The sequence below is a fragment of the Isosphaeraceae bacterium EP7 genome (assembly GCA_038400315.1).
GTDB lineage: Bacteria > Planctomycetota > Planctomycetia > Isosphaerales > Isosphaeraceae > EP7.
Window position 1 is genome coordinate 3,876,832 of record CP151667.1, and the last position, 19,274, is coordinate 3,896,105.

The 19,274-nt window shown below is 66.9% G+C and carries 17 protein-coding genes; 9 read left to right on the forward strand and 8 right to left on the reverse strand.

Features of this window, described 5'->3' with window-relative positions; all coding sequences use genetic code 11:
- The first annotated feature begins 125 nt into the window (after positions 1-125).
- Positions 126-428: a biotin/lipoyl-containing protein gene (locus EP7_RS15005; protein WP_463522067.1), complete on the forward strand. Its 303-nt coding sequence runs from the start codon at positions 126-128 to the stop codon at positions 426-428.
- Positions 425-946 carry a bis(5'-nucleosyl)-tetraphosphatase gene (locus tag EP7_RS15010; protein ID WP_463522069.1) on the forward strand — a complete coding sequence of 174 codons (522 nt, stop codon included), beginning with the start codon at positions 425-427 and terminating at the stop codon, positions 944-946. The genes EP7_RS15005 and EP7_RS15010 overlap by 4 nt, the downstream gene beginning before the upstream one ends.
- Positions 947-994: 48 nt before the next feature.
- On the opposite strand, the gene EP7_RS15015 is transcribed toward EP7_RS15010, so the two are convergent.
- Together EP7_RS15015 and EP7_RS15020 are read right to left on the reverse strand one after the other, a co-directional pair.
- On the reverse strand, positions 995-2,989 hold the full coding sequence (locus tag EP7_RS15015) for an efflux RND transporter periplasmic adaptor subunit (RefSeq protein ID WP_463522071.1): 1,995 nt from the start codon (positions 2,987-2,989) through the stop codon (positions 995-997).
- Positions 2,990-3,349: 360 nt separating this feature from the next.
- Positions 3,350-5,341, reverse strand: a complete 1,992-nt coding sequence (locus tag EP7_RS15020; RefSeq protein WP_463522073.1) for an alpha/beta hydrolase family protein — start codon at positions 5,339-5,341, stop codon at positions 3,350-3,352.
- Between the two features lie 557 nt (positions 5,342-5,898).
- On the opposite strand from EP7_RS15020, the gene EP7_RS15025 reads away from it, so the two are divergent.
- The 3 genes from EP7_RS15025 to EP7_RS15035 all read left to right on the forward strand — a co-directional run bounded on the left by EP7_RS15025 (position 5,899) and on the right by EP7_RS15035 (position 9,174).
- Positions 5,899-7,488: a matrixin family metalloprotease gene (locus EP7_RS15025; RefSeq protein ID WP_463522075.1), complete on the forward strand. Its 1,590-nt coding sequence runs from the start codon at positions 5,899-5,901 to the stop codon at positions 7,486-7,488.
- A 184-nt stretch (positions 7,489-7,672) separates the two neighbouring features.
- On the forward strand, positions 7,673-8,287 hold the full coding sequence (locus EP7_RS15030) for a superoxide dismutase (RefSeq protein ID WP_463522077.1): 615 nt from the start codon (positions 7,673-7,675) through the stop codon (positions 8,285-8,287).
- Positions 8,288-8,595: 308 nt separating this feature from the next.
- Positions 8,596-9,174 carry a hypothetical protein gene (locus EP7_RS15035; protein WP_463522079.1) on the forward strand — a complete coding sequence of 193 codons (579 nt, stop codon included), beginning with the start codon at positions 8,596-8,598 and terminating at the stop codon, positions 9,172-9,174.
- 84 nt (positions 9,175-9,258) lie between these two features.
- Here EP7_RS15035 and EP7_RS15040 read toward each other — a convergent pair whose 3' ends face one another.
- Positions 9,259-9,606, reverse strand: coding sequence for a hypothetical protein (locus tag EP7_RS15040; protein ID WP_463522081.1), 348 nt, complete (start codon positions 9,604-9,606; stop codon positions 9,259-9,261).
- Positions 9,606-10,076, reverse strand: coding sequence for a peptide-methionine (S)-S-oxide reductase MsrA (gene msrA / locus EP7_RS15045; protein WP_463522083.1), 471 nt, complete (start codon positions 10,074-10,076; stop codon positions 9,606-9,608). Before msrA ends, EP7_RS15040 begins: the two co-directional genes overlap by 1 nt.
- 220 nt (positions 10,077-10,296) lie before the next feature.
- Between msrA and EP7_RS15050 the strand changes: the two genes are divergently transcribed.
- The 3 genes from EP7_RS15050 to EP7_RS15060 are packed head-to-tail and all read left to right on the forward strand — an operon-like array spanning position 10,297 to position 12,046.
- Positions 10,297-10,875 carry a phosphatase domain-containing putative toxin gene (locus EP7_RS15050; RefSeq protein WP_463522085.1) on the forward strand — a complete coding sequence of 193 codons (579 nt, stop codon included), beginning with the start codon at positions 10,297-10,299 and terminating at the stop codon, positions 10,873-10,875.
- Entirely contained in the window at positions 10,872-11,624 is a 753-nt protein-coding gene (locus EP7_RS15055; RefSeq protein ID WP_463522087.1) for a tyrosine-protein phosphatase, read from the forward strand. Before EP7_RS15050 ends, EP7_RS15055 begins: the two co-directional genes overlap by 4 nt.
- A gap of 41 nt (positions 11,625-11,665) precedes the next feature.
- Positions 11,666-12,046, forward strand: a complete 381-nt coding sequence (locus tag EP7_RS15060) for an acyl-CoA thioesterase (protein WP_463522089.1) — start codon at positions 11,666-11,668, stop codon at positions 12,044-12,046.
- Positions 12,047-12,051: 5 nt separating this feature from the next.
- Here EP7_RS15060 and EP7_RS15065 read toward each other — a convergent pair whose 3' ends face one another.
- The 4 genes from EP7_RS15065 to hisB all read right to left on the reverse strand — a co-directional run bounded on the left by EP7_RS15065 (position 12,052) and on the right by hisB (position 17,163).
- The gene (locus EP7_RS15065; protein ID WP_463522091.1) at positions 12,052-13,824 is read right to left on the reverse strand and encodes an NADPH-dependent assimilatory sulfite reductase hemoprotein subunit; all 1,773 of its coding nucleotides are present in this window, start codon (positions 13,822-13,824) and stop codon (positions 12,052-12,054) included.
- A 190-nt stretch (positions 13,825-14,014) separates the two neighbouring features.
- Positions 14,015-15,496, reverse strand: coding sequence for an amino acid permease (locus EP7_RS15070; protein WP_463522093.1), 1,482 nt, complete (start codon positions 15,494-15,496; stop codon positions 14,015-14,017).
- A gap of 40 nt (positions 15,497-15,536) precedes the next feature.
- Positions 15,537-16,523 (reverse strand): lysylphosphatidylglycerol synthase transmembrane domain-containing protein, encoded by a 987-nt coding sequence (locus EP7_RS15075; protein WP_463522095.1) that lies wholly within the window; start codon positions 16,521-16,523, stop codon positions 15,537-15,539.
- A gap of 49 nt (positions 16,524-16,572) precedes the next feature.
- A complete protein-coding gene (gene hisB / locus EP7_RS15080) occupies positions 16,573-17,163 on the reverse strand; it encodes an imidazoleglycerol-phosphate dehydratase HisB (RefSeq protein WP_463522097.1) in 591 nt (196 codons plus the stop codon).
- A 563-nt stretch (positions 17,164-17,726) separates the two neighbouring features.
- Here hisB and EP7_RS15085 point away from each other — a divergent pair.
- Positions 17,727-19,124 carry a tetratricopeptide repeat protein gene (locus EP7_RS15085; RefSeq protein ID WP_463522099.1) on the forward strand — a complete coding sequence of 466 codons (1,398 nt, stop codon included), beginning with the start codon at positions 17,727-17,729 and terminating at the stop codon, positions 19,122-19,124.
- Positions 19,125-19,274 lie beyond the last annotated feature (150 nt).

A 19,274-nucleotide genomic window follows, 5' to 3' on the forward strand; every position in this document is an offset into this window, starting at 1 on the left:
ACCCGAAACGACTGGCCAAGAATGTCTCCTGCGGTTAAGCTAATTGGCGAAGCGATCGGCGCCTTGCACCCGATGGGGGGCGTCGCATCCGAATCTGAGAGTCGGGCCGACAGACGGGGTTCACCATGCGTTTGGAGGCAGTGATCCTGCCCGACCTGGGGACCGGTCCGGACGAGCCGATCGTCGTCAGTTCCTGGTTCGCCTGCCGGGGAGACGTCATTTTCGAAGGCGATCGCCTGGTCGAGGTCCTCGTCGGTCCGGCCACGTTCGACGTCCACGCGCCCCGCTCGGGACGCCTGGCCGAGATCCGCGGGCTGGAAGACGACCGGGTCGAGCCCGGCTCCATCCTCGGCTTCATGGCCGTTGGCGACGATGTTGACCTCGATTCCGACGGCGAGCCGCCGAGAAGGGGCCATCACGCCCCATGACGCTCATCCAGGAACGATCCGCCGGCGTCATTCCCTTCCGCCGAGAGCCCGAGCGGGGCCTGCTCTACCTGGTCCTCCACTCGGCCACGGTCCGGAACCCGCGCGCCAAGTGGGAATTCCCCAAAGGGGGGATGGAAGCCGGCGAGACCCAGCGCGAGACCGCCGCACGCGAGTTCTCCGAAGAGACGAGCCTGGCCCTCTGGGACTTCGTCGAAGGGTTCGAGCGCAGCCTTTCCTACACCTACGTCCGCCGCGGCCGCAAGGTGCTCAAGACCGTCACGTATTTCCTCGTCGAGGTCAGCGATCCCGGGCCCCCGACCCGGTCAATCGAGCATGTCGAAGACCCGTTCGGGCACTGGTATTACTGGGGTACCTTCGATCAGGTCACTCACCTGCTGTACCACGCCAAGATCCGACAGGTCTTCGCCGAGGCCGATGCCTGGCTCCGAGGGGTCGCCCCGGCCCATCCAGGCCAGGATACTGCGGCCACCGAGCCCCCCGAACACCTGGGAGCTTAGCCCAACCCCGCGAGGCCTTGGATTGCCTCGCGGGGTCGCTGCGTTTCCTCAGCCGGCCGCGGGCGACGTCGAGCGGGCGATCGCGCGGTCGGCCTTCGCGGGAACCGGGGCGGGCAGGTTCTCGGGATGGGCGACGACACGCTGGCCGTCCTTCAGCCCCGAGACCACCTCGGCGAACGATGAGTTGGAAACGCCCAGTTCCAGGCGATTCCAGGTCCAGGAACCGCCCCGGCCGTCGTTCGAGGCGATCGCCGCGTAGGGGACATTGGAGATCCAGCGGACCGCTTCCAGGGGGACGCGGGTGGCTTCCTTGCGAGCGTCGACCAGGAAGGTGACCTCCGCGCTGAGGCCCGGCCTCAGCCCCTCGAAGACGCCGCCGTCGATCTCGACGTTGGCGTAATAGATTCGGGTATCGGAGAAGGGGCCGTTGGCCGGCGCAGGGATCTGGGTGATCTCGCCGACGACACCCATCAGCGGCCGATCGGGGAAGGCATCAATCTGGATGGATGCTCGCTGCCCGGTCTGGATCTGGGCGACCTTCGACTCGTTGATCCGGGCGCGGACTCGCATGCGCGACGGGTCGGGTAGGTTAAAGATCGCCTGCCCCTCGCGGACTGTGACCCCTTCCTGGATCTCCTGGCCTTCCTTGCGCCCCCAGGGGTTCGTCGAGGCGGCGTAGACGACCACGCCGTCGCGGGGGGCCCTCATCGTGCAGTTGTCCACGGTCTTCTTGAGCCGCTCCAGCCGGTTCAGGTCGATATCGTAGGCCGATTGTTGGGCCAGCATGTCAGACTTGCTGGCCTGAATCTTGGCTTCCAACGCCTTGATCAGCCGGATATTGGTGTATTTCTGGAGGCGACCGTCCATCCCTTCGGCCTCACGCAAGGCGATCTCGGCCTGCTCCAGGCCCTGCTTGTCGGCCCGCACCAGCGACTTCGATCGCATCCCCTTGGCTGAGGCCTCGAGCGACCAGGCGACGTTTTGTTTTGCACGGTCGTATTCCACCTGGCAGGTGGTGAGGTACTGGCGGATGAGCTGGGTGTCCTGGGGGAAAACGCCGTCGCGATACTCTTGCAGGTTAATCTCATTGACTTCGAGAATTGACCTGGCCTGGTTAACCCATGCCTCGGACTGGGCCACCTTGATTTCCTGGGCCTGGACCGCGTCGCGGAAGCTGGCGCTGTCGAGTTCGCAGACGATGTCGCCGGCTTTGACGTGCGTCCCTTCGGGCAAGATGGAGATGATGCGGGTCGCCCCCTGCTTCTCATCGCCCATCCCGCCGCCTCCACCTCCGCCGCCGCCTCCACCACCCCGGCTGCCTCCGCTCCGTCCCCCACCCCCGCCCCCGGCTGCGCCCGCCTGTCCCTGTCCGTTCGTCTGCGAGTTGGAAGTTTGCCGGGCCTGATTCGCACGCAGTCCGACGTGCGTCGGGACGGTCATCGTGAAGCTGCGAATCGTCGGTCGCTTCACAGCGGTCCCCCCACCCGAGGCGTCCGAGCCGAACGATGACCCCCCACTCGCACCGGCGGATGAGGCCGACGCCCCTGCCTTTGTCGCCCCGCCGGACCCCGCCTTGGCTGTTGCGGAGCCCGCCTTGGTCATCCCCTTCGTCGCGCCGGAGGCCGACTTGGTGGTCGTGGTCGCGGGGACGGTTCCCGCCGCGCCGCCGCTGTTGTTGGTACGGTTGCCCCCCTGCTGGGTCGTCGTCCCGCCGACGGTCCCGATCAGGGCCTCGACACGGCACTTGACCGTCTCGTTATTCGAGCTTTCCAGGGTGCCGGTCTCGACGACCAGCATCTGCATCTCGCCCCGATCGATGGCGAGCGTCTCGAGCGCCGCCACCTGAGTCCCCAGCATCCGATTCAGGCTCACGCCGGTCTCCCAGGCCCGCAAGCCCGCGGCACCGGCGAGGAGCAGTAGCACCGTCAGCGGCACGAGCATGAGCCTGGAAATCCCGCGGGATTTCGGCGGCGGGATGACGACCCGAGCGATGGGCGGGGGCAACTCGCTGGGACCTGGCAGGGGTGCGGCTTCGATGGACATCGCTCTCCTCTCCCGACGCTTCGATGTGCGATGGGTCCGGCTCAATCTGGGCGAGACTCAATCGGGCGGCCAGGACCGGTCCGAGGCCGAAGGAGCGAACGGAGTTATAGAAGGGAAGGCCGGGGCCGACCTCATCGTGCGTCATCGTTCGACCGAACGGACGTCCCGGGATGAGGCCTCGATATGAAGTCGCTGGGCCGATCCGATTATGTTCAAACCGTCGGGGCGATTCAAGTCCGACAGAAGTCCCACTCCCGGCATGTGAGCCGGTTCGGGATGTTCCACCTGATATCGGCGTCGGCCCGCGTGCATCCGTCCCAAAAACCCGGAAAAATCCCCGAACTTTGCCGGGCAGGTCGGTCATGAGGTCGTGATTTCGAGCTTCCCCGCAGCCTCATACAGCCCGTATATGTCTCGGGTGTAGGCAAAAACCTCCGACAGCCGACCAGCCGAGGCGGGCCGACCCGTCGGCTCGACCGCGCCGACAATCCGCAGCGGCCGAGGCGCGACCAGTGCCGCGATCCGGCCGACATCCGCCACGTCGAGGATCCTCGGGACGAGCAACCCCATCGGGACGCCGGACCACTCACCTGGCCCTTCCGCGACGTAGCTCGCCAGGACTCCCTCCAACCGGACCGAGGCGGGCCGGTCGTCGAGGGCGGCGGCCCCCAGGGCCATCAAGGCCGCCCCCCCCATCCCGATGATTGTATAAGGTCGCCGCAGCCCGGCGATCTGATCGAGCGCATCGAGCCAGGCGATCGCGTCCCTGATCCAGAGGCCGAGGAGGGGCTTGTCCACCCAGAGCGACCACTCCGTCTCGTTGTGATCGACCACCCCCCTGACGGCTGAGGTCGGCGGCTTGCCCAACCCGATGGCGCGCAAGTCGACCGTCAGCACGTCCTGGCCTGAATTCAGAAGGGCGCGGATCGCGGGATCGTCGGCTGCGGCCATCCCGTCGGGCCTGAGCAGCAGGGTTGTGCCGGCCGGGTTCGCCCCTGCGGCTCGGATTAGGCGGCCCGTCAGGGTGATCCCACGTTCGGGCTCGATCTCCAGGCGTTCGCCGCCTGCGTCCTTGATCACCCGGACTGGCCCGGCTTTGAGGGCGGGACGTCCATGGCCGTCGAGGATCTCGGCGAGGCTGGCCTTGAGCTGATCGGACTCGGCCTCCCAGCGAGGGGCATGGTCGGGAGCGGGGGGCAACGCCGCCAGCCTCGCCCGACCTTCGGCGAGGGCGAACACCGGGATCGTCGCCACCGAATCGGGTCGCGGCGTCCCTTCGGGGTAACACCTCAGCGTTTCGACCTCTTCCAGGACGATCGCGGGCTCGGGGACGGGCGAGCCGTCCCCCTTGCCGTGCAACCAGCGTTCCAGCCAGCCGTACATGGCCTCGCGCATGGCCTGGTTGTAGTCATGCCCGCTGTCGACGACCACATGCGCAACCTTTTCGGGCACGCCCAGCTGCGTGAATCGCTCGCGGGCGTAATCGAGGCTTTTCTTCGCCTCGCCCGGGCTGAACTGGATGGCGTCCTTGCTGGCATTGATGACAAGCAGGGGCCTGGGTGCGACCATCGCCAGCAGGTCGCCGGTCGTGGCGTAGGCAAGTCCGCCGGGCAAGACCTCGCAGACGCAGCAGGCGGTCTCTGTGTAGGCCTCGTACGTCCCCACGCCACAGACCGGCACCACCGCGGTAATCCGCTCGTCGAGCGCCCCGGCGTAGAGCGACTGATTACCACCGCCCGATGCACCGGTAATCGCCAGTTTCGTCGCGTCGACCTCGGGCCTCGAGATCAGATAGTCGATGGCACGGCGGTTGTCGTAAACCTGAAGACCGATCAGCGGGACACCCGCCGGCCAGAGCGAGCCGCCGGTCAATGCGCCATGGTAGGTGCCCGACGCGGGCTCGATGGCACGTTCCCCCGCGCCGAAGGCGTCTACGCAGAGCACGACATAGCCCAGCCTGGCCAGGGCGATGCATCGGGGCTGGACGTGTACATCCATCCGTGCCCATGCCCAATGGCCGTGCACGCTCAGGACCGCGGGGCAGCTCCCGGCTAGTTTCGGCTCGGGCCGATAGAGGTTGGCCGTCACCCGCACTCCGGGCCGGCTCTGGAATGTCAGCCGCTCGATCGCATAGCCATCGCGGTTGATCACACCGAGGATCTCGGGGGCCAAGTCGCAGGCCTCCTTCGGCATATGCCCAAGCGAACGCGAGAGCCCCTCCTTGACCCGACTCAGTCTCGCGTTCCACGCCTCGGGAGAGGCCGGGGCCACGACCGGCCCGCGGCTGCTCGGCAAGCTGGATTTGATGAACTTCGAGAAGGCGGCATTCGTTGGTTCGGTGGGCTGCCTCATGGCGAGACCCTCGGGGACTCTTGGGGCGGGGTCAATCTTCGGACGAAATTTCGTCAGGGCTCTCACCGTAGCCAGGCCGCCCATCACGGGCAAGCGCCCGGGCGCTTGGTCTGTCTATGGCGAGGGTTGCGGCGAGGGTCCACGGGTCTAAGCATGGAAAACGAACCTGAGGATCGTGGCGATTATGGGGATTGAGTTGAGAATAAGGGCTAATTGGGGGCTTTGCGGTGCTTGAAATAAATTTCGGTTCCTGGAAGATGGGCTAAAGTTCGAGTGTGCTTCGGCCGAGAGGTCGGGGCGTCGTGCTGTCTCCGGCCCCAAAAACGTCTCCGGCGCAACTCCGGGCCGGACTTCTTCTCTCGACCTGATTCGATCCAGACGGATCGCCTCGCACCGGTCTGATGGCGGGCCCTTGAAGGGTCTTTGCCGCGTCCGGCTCCCCAAGGATGGCTCCGGTGGCTTGCGTCGTCCCGCTTGTGGCGGGCCCTCGCGGGTTGCCGCTCCGTGCCTCCGACGATCGACCGACACCAACGAGACGAGCGGGAGCCGTCACCATCATGACGCGACAGGGAATCCTCGCGCCGGCCCCGGCCAGGCGACGATCGTCGAAGTTCCGCCCTCAGTGCGAGGCGCTGGACGTGCGTGCCTTGATGACGGTCGTCCCCGGCTATGATTATGTGCTGAGCGGCCTGTCCTGGGCCAACCCGGCGAAGATCACCTACAGCGTGGCCCCCGACGGCGTGTTCTGGGACCGGGCGACGAACAATCTGGCCGCCGAACTTGACGCCAAGATCGGGCCCAATGTCTGGCGCAGGGAGCTTGCCAGGTCGCTCCAGACCTGGGCGTCGGTGGCCAACATCAACATCGTCGCGGTCAACGACGGGGCTTACGCCCAGAACGCCACGGGCGCCGCGCAGGGCGATCCCAGGTTCGGCGATATCCGCTTCGGCGGCTTCGGCTTCGCCTCATCGGGCGTGCTGGCGCAGACCTACTTCCCGCCGCCAAATCTGAGCACGGCGGGCGGAGATGTCGAGGTCAACACCTCGCAAGCCTGGCAGATGGGCAAGGGGCTCGACCTCTTCAGCGTGATGCTCCATGAGACCGGCCACTCGTTGGGCCTGGACCATGTGAAGGACACTCAGGAGGTGATGCGGCCCGTCTACGGGGGCGTCCTGAGCGGCCTTTCCGAGGGCGATATCGCCGGGATTCGGGCGATTTACGGTGCAAGAACGGCCGACGCCATGACCCTTGGTGGAAAGGGGACGGCACCCTCCAACGCACTGGACGTGACGCCTGGCCTGAACTCGGCCTACGCCGCCGTGCTGGGGGGATACAGCCTGGCGACCATCGGTCAGGTCGAATACTTCTCCGTCGTCGCGCCGTCGAACGCCACGGGAGCGTCGCTGGTCGCCTCGGCGGTGGCTTCCGGGTCGAGCCTGTTGAGCCCCTCGATCACCGTCTACGACGCCTCGATGCGCCCCATCTCGTCCGCCGCGAATCCCGCTTCATGGGGCAATGATGTGACGGCGGGCGCGGCCGGAGTGGTCGCGGGAAATCGCTACATCATCGGCGTGAAGGGTGCCACCAACGACGTCTTCGCCGTCGGCGCCTACCAACTCGCCCTCTCCTTCCAGGGGATCAAGGCCTCGGCCCCCGTGCCGGTCGCGCCCATCCCCGTGCCGGTCGCGCCCACTCCTCCGGCGATCGTCCAGGTTGTGCCCCCGGCCACCCCCATCTCGCCTGTCGGGCCGGCGGGGACCCAGATCGAAGCGATTGCGGCCGACCGGTTCGAGGCGAATAACACGTCCAGGGTGGCGACCCGCCTGGGCATCGTCAATCGAATTAGCGTCGGGGGCCTGAGCCTCCATACGCCCTCGGACGTCGACTTCTACACCTTCCGTGCGGCGAAGTCGGGGGCCTTCTCCGTGCAGGCCCCCGGTCAGAGCCTGGTCGTGCTCGACACCGCCGGCCGGGTCCTGGCCCGAGGCGTCGGCACGGTCACGTTCAAAACGGCCCGCGCCGGGTCGCTCTACAACGTGGCCGTCGGCTCGTCCAATGGCGCGGCCGTGGCGAATTACACGCTGACGATCGCCTCCCAGCCCAAGGCCCAGGTCGTCGTCCAGGCCGGTCGCAAGGTCAAGCGTTGAGCGAGCCCTTCGCGGTCTGCGGGCCCGGTCCGCAGGCCGACCCGGCGGGTTTGAACCGGCGTCCCGGGGTATGGTAGCTTGACGTGGTCGACGGCCCCTTCAGGCGCCAACTTTGGCTTCGGAAGGGGCCCCACCCGACCCGCCCTCCCGCGGGCCGGGGCACCCCAGCCGCTAGGAGCGACCCGTGGCCGAGTACACCCTGCCCCCCTTGCCGTACGACTTCAGCGCCCTGGAACCCTCCATCGATGCCAAGACGATGGAAATCCACCACGACAAGCACCATCAGGCCTATATCACCAACCTGAACAACGCCCTGAAGGATCACCCCGATCACCAGGGTAAGACGATCGAAGACCTGATCTCCAACCTCGACGCCCTGCCCGAGGCGATCCGCACCGCGGTCCGCAACAACGGCGGCGGGCATGCCAATCATTCCCTGTTCTGGCTGATCATGAAGCCGGGCGGCGGCGGCGAGCCCACCGGCGCGATCGGCGACGCCATCACCGCCGAGCTCGGCGGCTTCGCGGCCTTCAAAGAGGCCGTCAACAAGGCCGGCGCTACTCGCTTCGGCTCGGGCTGGGCCTGGCTGGTCAAGGGCAAGGACGGCAAGCTTGCCGTCACCTCGACCCCCAACCAGGACAGCCCCCTCATGGAGGGGAAGACCCCGCTGCTGGGCGTCGACGTCTGGGAGCACGCTTACTACCTGAAGTATCAGAACCGCCGTCCCGACTACCTCGCCGCCTGGTGGAACACCGTGAATTGGGACGAGGTCAACCGCCGCTACCAGGCCGGCAAGTAAAGTCCGGAACAGCTAGCCCATCTCAGGTCGAGAGTGACAGGCCGCCCGTGCCCCGGCTCGATTGCCGGGGTGTCGGGGCGGCCTTCTTCGCTGAACTTGACCCTTTCTCGGCGTCTTGTATGATGCCGCCGTCGACGGGCGGGTTCGAGGGTTCGAGCCCGGCTGTCCGGACCGGCCCCCTCGGTGCCCGCTTCGATCCGTCGACCCGAGGGGCAGGCCCAGGCCGGCCTCGGCCGCCTGCTTTCCTTGGGCAACGCCCCGAATGCGGGTCGTTCGCCCGCCGAGAGATCACAGAGGAGTGCTTGCCGATGGATCGGCTCAATCGAACGCTGGCCGCATGCGGCCTCGGCCTGTTGGTCGCGACGTCGGCGACGGGCTGCCGGAGCACCAAGTCTGAAGTCCCGCCGGGCCGCCCTTACCTGGGCGACGGCCGCCAGGCACCCCCCGCGGTCGGTTTCAGCACTGACCCGAGCACCCCCACCGGGGCCATGGCCGGCATGCCCGACCCGAACAATCCCGCCCGAAGCGCGCCCACGTTCGGCCCGCTGGGCAATACCCCGAACGCGATGGCCGGTTACGGCAACCCGACCGGCGGCCGATACGGCCCGCCTGGCACCTCGGGCACGACCGATCAGGCACCGCCCCCGGCCAACCTGACGCCGGAATACAACGTCGTTCCCGCGTCGACCTCTGCACCGCTGCCTGCCGCCGCGCCGGCCCCCGCCGTTGCCGCGCTGCCCCCGCTCGACCCGGCTCCCGCCGTCGCCGCCCCGACGACGGCGCCGGCGACTGGCTCGACGCTGCCCGCGGTCGAGCCCGAGCCGCCGGTCTCGCTGCCGTCCGCGCCTCCCGGCTCGGAAGAGTCCACCGCACCCTCCCCGAACTGATCAAGGTTCGCGGTCGATCAATCGACGAGCTCGCCCCCCGACATGATGCGGGGGGCGAGCTCGTCGTCGTTCAAGGGCGTCCTATCAAGCTTCGCCGAGCTCATGCTCCATCGCCCGCACGACCTCGCGGAACGCCTCGTCGTCGATCACCAAGAGGTCGACGGGATTCCTATCGAGGTCGAGGAGCGTTAGCATCTCGGCGGTCCCCGAGGGGAGCCCGAGGCCACGGCTCCTCACCTCCAGGGCGCGGGCCAGAATCTCGTCAACGCTGAACGCGACGGAGGCCCTCGCAAGCCTGGACGCGAACTCGGCCAGGTCGGACGCTGGGAATGGCCCCTTGCCGGCGAGCCTTGCACCCTCGGCGATGTTTGTCAGCGAGCCGGCAAAGAGGTCGCAGGCGCGTTCTTGTTGTCTGGTCGGTTTGGTGGCCATCAGATGTGGCAGCTTTCCTGCCCGCGCTTCTTGAGGTAGCCCTGGTGGTACTCCTCGGCCCGGTAGAACGGCGGGGCCGGCGAGATCTCGGTGACGACGGGACGCCTCAGCTTGCCGCTGGCGTCGAGCGCTTGCTTGCTGGACTCGGCCGCCAGGCGCTGGTCCTCGTCCTGGTAGAAGATGGCCGAACGATACTGCGAGCCGACGTCCGGCCCCTGCCGGTTGAGGGTCGTCGGGTCGTGCGACTGCCAGAAGACGTTCAGGAGCTGGTCGTAGCTCACCAGGCTGGGGTCGTATTCCACCTCGACGACCTCCGCATGCCCGGTGCGGTCGGTGCAAACCTGCTGGTACGTCGGGTTGTCAACGTGCCCCCCCGCATACCCGACGGCCGTGGCGGTCACGCCAGGCATGCGGCGAAACGTCTCCTCGATGCCCCAGAAACAGCCGGCGCCGAATGTCGCCTTGGCCATGGTGTCGATCTCCTTCGGGGATGGAACTGGCGGCCCGCGGGATCAAGCCGCCCCGGGCTCGCATGCCCATATTGTAGGCGTCGCCGGGCCGACGGGAATGCCCCAGGCCCCGCCCCTCGGCCGTGCTTGGGGTTGTCGACATGCCCCCCGTCGCTACAATCCGCCGCGCCTGCGCGCCCTCGACGCGCGGGAACTGGCCCGGACGGAGAAGCCGCTGCCGATGAATTCACGCATGCGTCGCCTGGCCTGGATCGTCGCGGCCTCGGCGTGCCTGCTGGGCCTCTGCGCGTGCCTGGCCTGGATTTGGGACGACCTCTTCGCCAAGCGGTTGGCCGTTGTCGAGCCCGGCCGGATCGTCCGAGGGGCCTGGCAGCGTCCGGGCCCGCTCAGGCGGATCGTCCGCCACGAGAAGATCAGGACCATCGTCACGCTCACGGCGATCAACCGCGACGACCCCAAGTATGTCGACCAGGCAGCCGTCGTCGCGCAGACGGGCGTCGACTGGGTGATCGTGCCGATGCGAGGTTCACGCGGGACCGTCGAGCAGATGGCCGAGGCGGCCGACCTGATGGCCGATCCCGGGCGCCAGCCCGTCTACATTCATTGCGTCGCGGGCCACCACCGGACCAGTCTGGCGCATGCCGCCTACCTGATTCGACACAAAGGGTACTCGGCCGACGCCGCATGGGGTGCCCTGGCCGCGTTGTCCTGGACCCGGCCCGACGCCGCCCCAGACCGCGGCGACCGGGCATTGATCGAATCCTTTGCCGCCTCCCAGGCGAACGGAACTCTCCGATGACCGACCGGCCAACCTCCCTCTTCCGGGTCCGTGTGCGCAGAGCGGCGCTGGCCCTGTTCGTGGCTGTCTCGCCCCCATCCGGCTACTTCGCCTATCGCATGTTCACGGGGAATCTCGCCGTCGTTGAGCCTGGCCGCATCTATCGGTCCGCCCAGATGAATGCCGGACAATTGACCGCCACGATCCGCGACCAGGGCATCCGTACGGTAATCAACCTACGCGGCCGCAACCCGTCGAACTCCTGGTACAACCAGGAACTGGACGCAACCCTCAAGGCCAGGGCGACGCACGTCGACCTGCCGATGGCCAGCGACCAGTGGCTCGCCCGCTCGCAGATCAGGACCCTGGTCGAGACCCTCGACACGTCCGAGTATCCGATCCTGATCCACTGCCAGTTCGGCGCCGAGCGCACCGGTCTGGTCTCGGCCTACAGCGTCCTGCTGCGGCCCGGGGGGACGATGGAGGAGGCCCGCGGCCAGTTCTCGGCCGCCTATCTGTTCCTGCCGATCAAGGACGGGGCGACCATGATTGCGCAGCTCGATGCCTACGCGAGCTGGCTTGGCAACCAGAAAATCGCCCATGCGCCGGAGCACTTCCGCCGCTGGCTGGCCGACGAGTACCGGCCGGGCTCTCCCAGCCGCGAGTTCTGGCCCTATGATCCCTACCCGCTGCGAGTCGTGATCTGGCCCGAAGGGGCCGGGCCCTACGCCAAGACCGCAGGTGTGAATCCCGCGGCCCGCGTCCGTTGAGCCAAACGAACCCGACCGAACAACCCGGGAGCTCGCCCGCCATGGCCGAGACCGACGAGATCCTCATCCGGGTCCGCTATGCGGAGACCGATCGGATGGGCCTGCTGCACCATGCCAATTACATCGTCTACTTCGAGCAGGGGCGTACCGAGCTGCTGCGTAAACGCGGCCTGTCTTACAAGGATGTTGAGGACGCCGGCCACTTCCTCGTGATCGTCGACCTGACATGCAAATACAAGCGGCCGGCGCGGTACGACGACGTGCTGACCCTTCGCACCACGGTGTCCAGGATCACGCACGTCAAGATCGTCCACACCTATGCGTTATTGCGCGATGGACTGCTGCTGGCCGAAGGGCAGTCGACTCTCGCCTGCGTCGACCGCGAAGGTCGTCCGCAGGCGTTGCCCAAGTCGCTCACCTGATCAGATCAGGCGAGTTCGGCGACCTCCGCAGGGACGAGCTGATCGACACCGATCCTGTGGCAGAAATCGCCCAGGGCCTCGCCCGGCAGGTGCTCGGCCTTGAAGCGGGTCAGCACCGGTGTCAGCTCTGAGACGACCTGTCCGTAAGGGATGTAGTCGCGGAACTCGACGTTCAGGCGATCCCCTTCGGTCCGGCCGCCGAGGAAGATGGTGTAGGTGCCGGCGCCAGGCGTGCCGTCGGCATTTTTCACAGCCGAGCGGCCGACGAGGCCGATGTCCGAGTTATACGGCCGGGCGCAGCCGTTGGGGCAGCCGGTCATGCGGACGGTGAAGACCTCGTCCTGCAAGTCGAGCCGCTTCAGCTCCGCTTCCAGCTCGTCGATGAGCGCCGGCAGGGCACGCTCGGCCTCGGTGACGGCCAGTCCGCAGGTGGGCAGGGCGGGGCAGGCCATCGACCATCGACGGACGTTCGAGACGTCCTCGACCTTGGCGATGCCGTACTCTTCGAGCAGCGATTCGATCTCGGCCTTCTTCGAAGGCTCGACCTCGCTGAGGATGATCGACTGCTGGCAGGTCAGCCGCGCGGGGGTGCCGTACTTCTGGAAGTAGGCCCGCAGGCCGCTGGCCAGCCGCAGGCTCCCGGCGTCCTTGATCCGGCCGTTCTCGACCGGGATGCCCAGGAACAGCTTGCCATCGCCTTGCTCGTGCCAGCCCAGGTGGTCGTCGACCTTGGTCACGACCACGTTCCTGGGGTCTTCCAGGGGGCGGCCGAGGTATTCCTCGACCTTGGCGCGGAAGGCGGGCAGGCCCAGATCGTAGATGATGTACTTCAGCCGCGCCCGCTTGCGGTCGGCGCGGTTGCCCAGGTCGCGGAAGACCTTGAGGATCGCCTCGCCGACCTTGAGCACGTCCTCGCGGGGGATGAAGCCGAGGTGGTGAGCCAGCGCGGGGAAGGTCTTGTCCGCGCTGGGGGTCGTCCCGAGGCCGCCGCCCGTCAGGACGTCGTAGCCGACGATCTTGCCGTCCTCGACGATGGCCAGGTAGCCGAGGTCATTGGCGTAGATGTCGGTGCAGTTGTCGTCGGGCAGGGCGAAGGCGACCTTGAACTTGCGGGGGAGGTAGGCGGCGCCGTAGAGCGGCTCGACGGAGTCGTCGCCGGCGGTGGCAATTTTCTTGGGGCCTTGCTCGGGCAGCAACGGGTTCTTGATCGGCTCGCCGTCGAGCCAGAGGTCGACGTAGCTCGACGACCGGGGGGCGAAGTGGACGGCCAGGGCGTCGACGTCGGCCTGCATCTGGTCGCGGACGCCGTCGCGGATGGGGGCCGGGCAGCAGAGGACGTTGCGATTCACGTCGCCGCAGGCGGCCAGGGTCGAGAAGAGGGTCTCGTTGACGATCTTGATCGTCGAGGCGAGGTCGCGCTTCAGGACGCCGTGGAGCTGGAATTCCTGCCGTGTGGTGATGCGCAGGGTGCCGTTGCCGACGGTGCTCGCTAGCTCGTCGATCGCCAGGTACTGGGCGGCCGAATGGATCTTGCCGCCGGGGATCCGCACCCGGATCATCACCGAGTAGGCCTTGTCCAGCCCTTCTCTCTTGCGCTGGGTGCGCTGGTCGCGATCGTCCTGCTGGTAAGAACCGTGGAACTTGAGGATCGAGGTCGCATCCTCGGTGAACTGGGGCAGGCCGTTGCGGGCCTCCTGCTCCATGTGGACCCGGAGGTACTGGCTGGCGATCTTGATCGCCTCGACCTTTGTGGGCTTGCCACCCCGATTCGGATCCATACCGCAACCTCCGCCCGCCGCCCGCGTCATGCCGGCGCCGACCTGTTTGATGAGACCTGGAGCAACCTCGCTCGACGTTCGATTCTAGGGAAGCACCCCCCGCGATGCAACCGAACCCGACCTGTACGTCGACACCGCGGCCCCTCCCGAAGTTCACGCGAGACCCCGTTGATGGGCACAGGCCGCGCTCTCACGCCGGCTTTGGCTCGACGTCGCGCCCGAACTTGGTGTGGTACCGGCTGTAGCCGAAGTAGATGGCCAGGCCGATGATCAGCCAGACGGCCAGCCTGATCCAGTTGTCCTTGCCCAGCGAGAACATCAGGCCCCCGTTGACCAGAATTCCGAGGCTGGCGACCAGCGGCAGGCAGGGGGTGCGGAACGGGCGTTCGACCTCGGGGTTGGTGCGCCTGAGGATCCAGACCGAGGCGCACACGACGATGAACGCGAAGAGGGTCCCCACGCTGACGAGGTCGGCCAGAAATCCGAGGGGGGCCAGGGCACCCGCCAGGGCGACTATGAAGCCGACGAGGATCGTCGACTTCCAGGGGGTCTGGAATCGGGGATGGATCTCGGAGAAGACGGCTGCGGGGAGCATCCCGTCGCGGGACATGGCCAGGAGAATCCTCGGCTGGCTGAGCATCCCGACCAGCAACGAGCTGGTGATGCCCAGCACGATGCCGAACGTCACGAGCGTGGCGGCAACGTCCTGACCACGCGACCGGAAGGCCGCCGCGATCGGGGCGTTGATGTCGATCCGCGAGGTGGGGACCATCCCGGTGAGGACGGCCGTGACGGAAACGTACAGGACCGTGCAGATCAGGAGCGAGGCGAGGATGCCGATGGCGAGATCGCGCCTGGGGTTCCTGGCCTCCTCGGAATGGGTCGAGATGGCGTCGAAGCCGATGTAAGCGAAGAAGATGCGCCCGGCCCCCTCGGCCACGCCCCCCCAGCCCTTCTCGGGGTGCAGGAACGGCGTCCAGTTGGCCGGGTTCACATAGCGAACGCCCAGGCCGATGACCATCAGGATCACGACGAGGTTCAGGATGACCATGGTCGCGTTGAAGCGGGCGCTCTCCCGGATGCCGACGACGAGGACCGCGGTGATGAGGGCGCAGATGAAGACGGCCGGGAGGTTGCACCAGGCCTGCGCGTGGGAGCCGTCGGCCAACTCGACGATCTTGAGGAAGAACCCCTTGCCGACCTCGAAGTCCCACGGAGATGACGTCAGCCTCGGATCGATCCGGATGCCGAAGAGGCCGCGCAGCAGTTCGACGAAGTAGTCTGCCCAGCCGACGGCAACGGCCGACGAGCCGATGGCGTACTCCAGGACGAGGTCCCAGCCGATGATCCAGGCGACCAGCTCGCCCAGGGTCGCGTATGCATAGGTGTAGGCCGAACCCGCGACGGGGACCATGCTCGCCAGCTCGCTGTAGCAGAGCGCCGCAAAGCCGCAGCCGAGGCCGGCCAGCAGGAATGAGAGCATCAGCGACGGGCCCGCATGGTCGTGGGCCGCCTTGCCGGTCAGGACGTAAATCCCCGCACCCACGGTGGCGCCGATGCCCAGGGCGGTCAGCGCGACCGGCCCCAGAGCCCGGTGGAGGCGACTCCCTTCCATCTCTTGGATCAAGACTGCAATGGGCTTCCTGGTCCAGGGGTTCGAGGGGCGTCGCATCCGGGGGGAGACTCCTTGCTTGGGGTGGCGGGCGTACGGTTCAGTCGACCAGCTTCCGCACCTGACGGGCATTGGCCAGGTAGACGAATGCGCCCACGATGCCGCCGCCGTACATCAGGACGCGGAAGGCCAGCATCGCGAGCGCCCCGTTGGGATGCTTGACGAGGTCGAAGAGGCGCTCGCTGACCTGCTCGCTCAGGCCGAGCGAGCCGAACGGCAGCGGCGCGGCGGTGGTGAACAGGGTCAGCGGCACCATCAGGAAGTGGTCTACCAGGCTGGGGACCCCCGCGGGGAAGAGGGTCCGGCCCATCAGGTAGAAGGCGGTGACGTTCAGCGAGTGATTGCCCATCGACATCACGATGGCGGCGCCCACGACGCCGAGCCGCCCCCTGTAGGCGGCCGCCATCTCCTTCAGCTCATTGAAGACGACGGAGAACTTGCCCTCGCGCTTGCCCGCGTTGGGGAAGAACCTGGTGACCAACTGGCCGAAGATGACGACCAGGCCGACGAACCCTGCACCGACGGCGCACCAGGCCAACACGATGAGGCGCTTGACCTCGGGGCCGGTCCCCGGGCGGTTCCAGGCGAAGGCGCCCGCGATCGCGGCCAGCAGGAACAGGCCGAGCAGGCCGACGATCCGGTCGACGATCATCGACGAGATGGCCAGGGTCTTGCGGGACTGCTCCCGGCTGAGATAGGCCGCCTTGACGAGGTCTCCGCCGACGGCGCCGGGGATGACCAGGTTGAAGACGTTACCGATGAAGCCCAGGCGAAGGGCATCGCGGAACGGGAACGGCAGGCCGAGCGCCCGCACGAGGGTCCACCAGCGGTAGAAGGTCCAGACCAGGCCGAGCATGTAGATGCCGAAGGCCACCGCGATGGGCCCCGGATCGAGCGGCCTGTTCAGGACCTTGCGCAGCTCAACGCGGTTGCCGTAGAGTGTCCAGGCCAGCAGGGCGAACGCGACGAGCGCCAGGGCGACGTTCACCGCGGTGCTGCGGCGGGCGGGGCGGGCGACTTGCGACATGCGGGGTGGACTCGCGGGGGAATGAAGACGGCGTCCCTTGCCCTCGGGCTCAGAGGGAGCCTTTGGTGGAGGGGACGCCCTGGCCGCGCGGGTCGATCTCGGAGGCGGCACGCAGGGCCTTGGCGAGACCTTTGAAGATGGCCTCGCTGATGTGATGGGTGTTGCGGCCGTAATGCAGCAGGACGTGGAGATTCATCCGCCCCTGAGTCGCGAACGCCTGCCAGAAGTCGGCGACAAGCTCGCTGTCGAATGTGCCGATCTTGGGAGAGGGCATCGGCGCGTCCCAGGCCCAGTAGGGACGGCCTCCGAGGTCGACCGCACAGGTGACCAGTGTCTCGTCCATCGGCAGGACGCAGTGGCCGTAGCGGCGGATCGACTCCTTGGTCCCGAGCGCCTTGTCGAAGGCCTGGCCCAGGCAGATGCCGATGTCTTCGGTCGTGTGGTGGTCGTCGATCTGCACGTCGCCGTTGCATGCGACGGTGAGGTCGAACAGGCCATGGCGGGCGAACAGTTCCAGCATATGGTCGAGGAAGCCTACGCCGGACTTCACCTCCGAGCGGCCGGAGCCGTCGAGGTCGAGCGTCAGGCGGATATCGGTCTCGCGGGTGGCGCGGAGGATCTCTGATGTGCGGCTGGCCACGGCATCGGGCTCGGAAGGTCGTCTGGGCTCGTCGGGATTGGCCGGAACGCGAGTGGGGCCGCGAGCCCCGGCGGCGTCCCGGCCGCAAGGCTATCAGATCGGCCAATCTGTTGCATCAGGGGCAAGCCCGAACCGCACGGTTCTTCTGAGCCGACCCACAGAGGCAGGCGGAATGCCGGCCTGCCTCCTTGAGCCCGCCCATGCCTCTATGTTTCAGTGGAGAAGTTCACCGTTTTCGCATGTTCAATCAGGCTGCATCGCGAGCGATTCTTGCCAGGCTAGGCGGTCGCAAGATTCGAGTCGAGCGACTGGGCTGCTTAAAGAAGACTGGCAAGAATTAGGGTTGTCGGAACGTGCGTCACCCGCGTGATCATTTTCCGGATGAGTTCGCTCTGGGAGATGGAGGTGCAGGGTGGCAAAGGACCTCAGGGTGAGGGGCAGGCCTCCCAGCTTGACGGGCACTCAACGTTTGCTACGCTGAGATCGACGATTTGCCGGACCGGCCGGTTCGCAACCCCCGGTGCGGCCAGGTCTACGGCAGCGGAACAAGAAGGCAGGCTGCGATGTCCTCGGAGCACGATCTCGATCAGAAGAAGATCCGGGCGCAGTCCCTCTTCGCCTACGGCAACGACGCCGCGATGAAGGGGAATCTCGATTACGCGATCGACATGTATCGCAATGCCTGCAAGCTCGTGCCCGATGAGCTGATCTTCCGCCAGGCCTTGCGCGGGGTCGAGCGGCGGAAATATTCCAACGAGCCGAAGAATGTCGGCCGGATGGTGGGCGCCAAAATCCAGCCGATCCGCTTGAAGATCAAGGCGGCGAGGGCCAAGAGCCATTGGGGTTCGATGCTGGAGGCCTGCGAGGAGGTCTTCGTCCAGAGCCCCTGGGATATCTCCACCACGCGCGACGCGGCCGAGGCCGCCGAGGAACTGGGGTTCCTCAGGACCGCCCAGTGGCTCTTCGAGTCGGTGCAGGCGCAGGTCGAGAAGGACGCCGGCTTCTTCCGCGCCGCGGCGGCCATCCACCAGAAGAACGAAGACTGGCAGAAGGCGATCTTCTGCTGGGAACGAGTCAAGCAGATCGACCCGACCGACGAGACGGCCAACCGCCAGGTCAACTCCCTGTCGGCCAGCGCCACCATCAAGAGGTCGGGCCTGGGAGAGGCGATCAAGAAGCGCGAAGACGAGGGAGCGTCCATCGGTCCCGACCAGGCCGAGCTCGACGAGTTGAAGAAGCCGAAGACAACGCCCGAGGATCGCTACCTGGCCGAGATCCGCGAGGATCCCACGCGAGTCGGCCCGTATCTCCACCTGGCCGAGCACTACAAGAGCAAGGACCTGCTCGACGAGGCGGAGAAGATCCTCTCGCAGGGCCTGAAGGCGGCCCCGACCGACGAATTCTTGCGCGGGGCGCACGCCGAAGTGCAGCTGACGCGGCTGCGAAGGGCCGTCGAGGGATGGGCCCGGCGGGTCAGGAAGCTGCCGGATGATGCCGAGGCGAAGGCAAAGCACCTGCAACTCTCGCAGATGCTCAACGAATACGAGCGGAAGGACCTGAAGCGTCGGATCGTCGCCAGGCCCGATGACATGAACCTCCAGTTCCAGATGGGCCAGCTCCTCGCCAGGGTCGGCCGGCACGATGACGCGATCGCCGCGTTCCAGCAGGCACGCAACACACCCAACCTGAAGGTGCAGGCCCTTTACGCGATGGGCCAGTCGTTCGAGGCCAATGGCGCCTCGAAGTTAGCCGAACGCACCTATCAGGAGGCGATCAAGGCCGCCGAGCCCGGCGACCGGACGACGCTCAACGCGCTGCACTACCGGCTGGGGCGGGTCGCGGAGTCCAATGGTCATCTGGAGATGGCCGAAGAGCATTATAACGAGGTCGCTGCCAGCGATTACACGTATCTGGACGTGGCAACGAGACTCAAGAACTTGAACCAGAAGCCCTCTCTGTGATATCCTGTCCGGTTCTTCGCCCCGTCGTCGTGCCGTCGGTTGCTGCCCGATGTCACGCCGGGGTGTTGCCATTGCCCCAAGCGTCGGGGCCGGGTCTCGCCGGACCCATCCCATCCCGAACGATCGCGGGACGCCCTGGCCGGCGTCCTG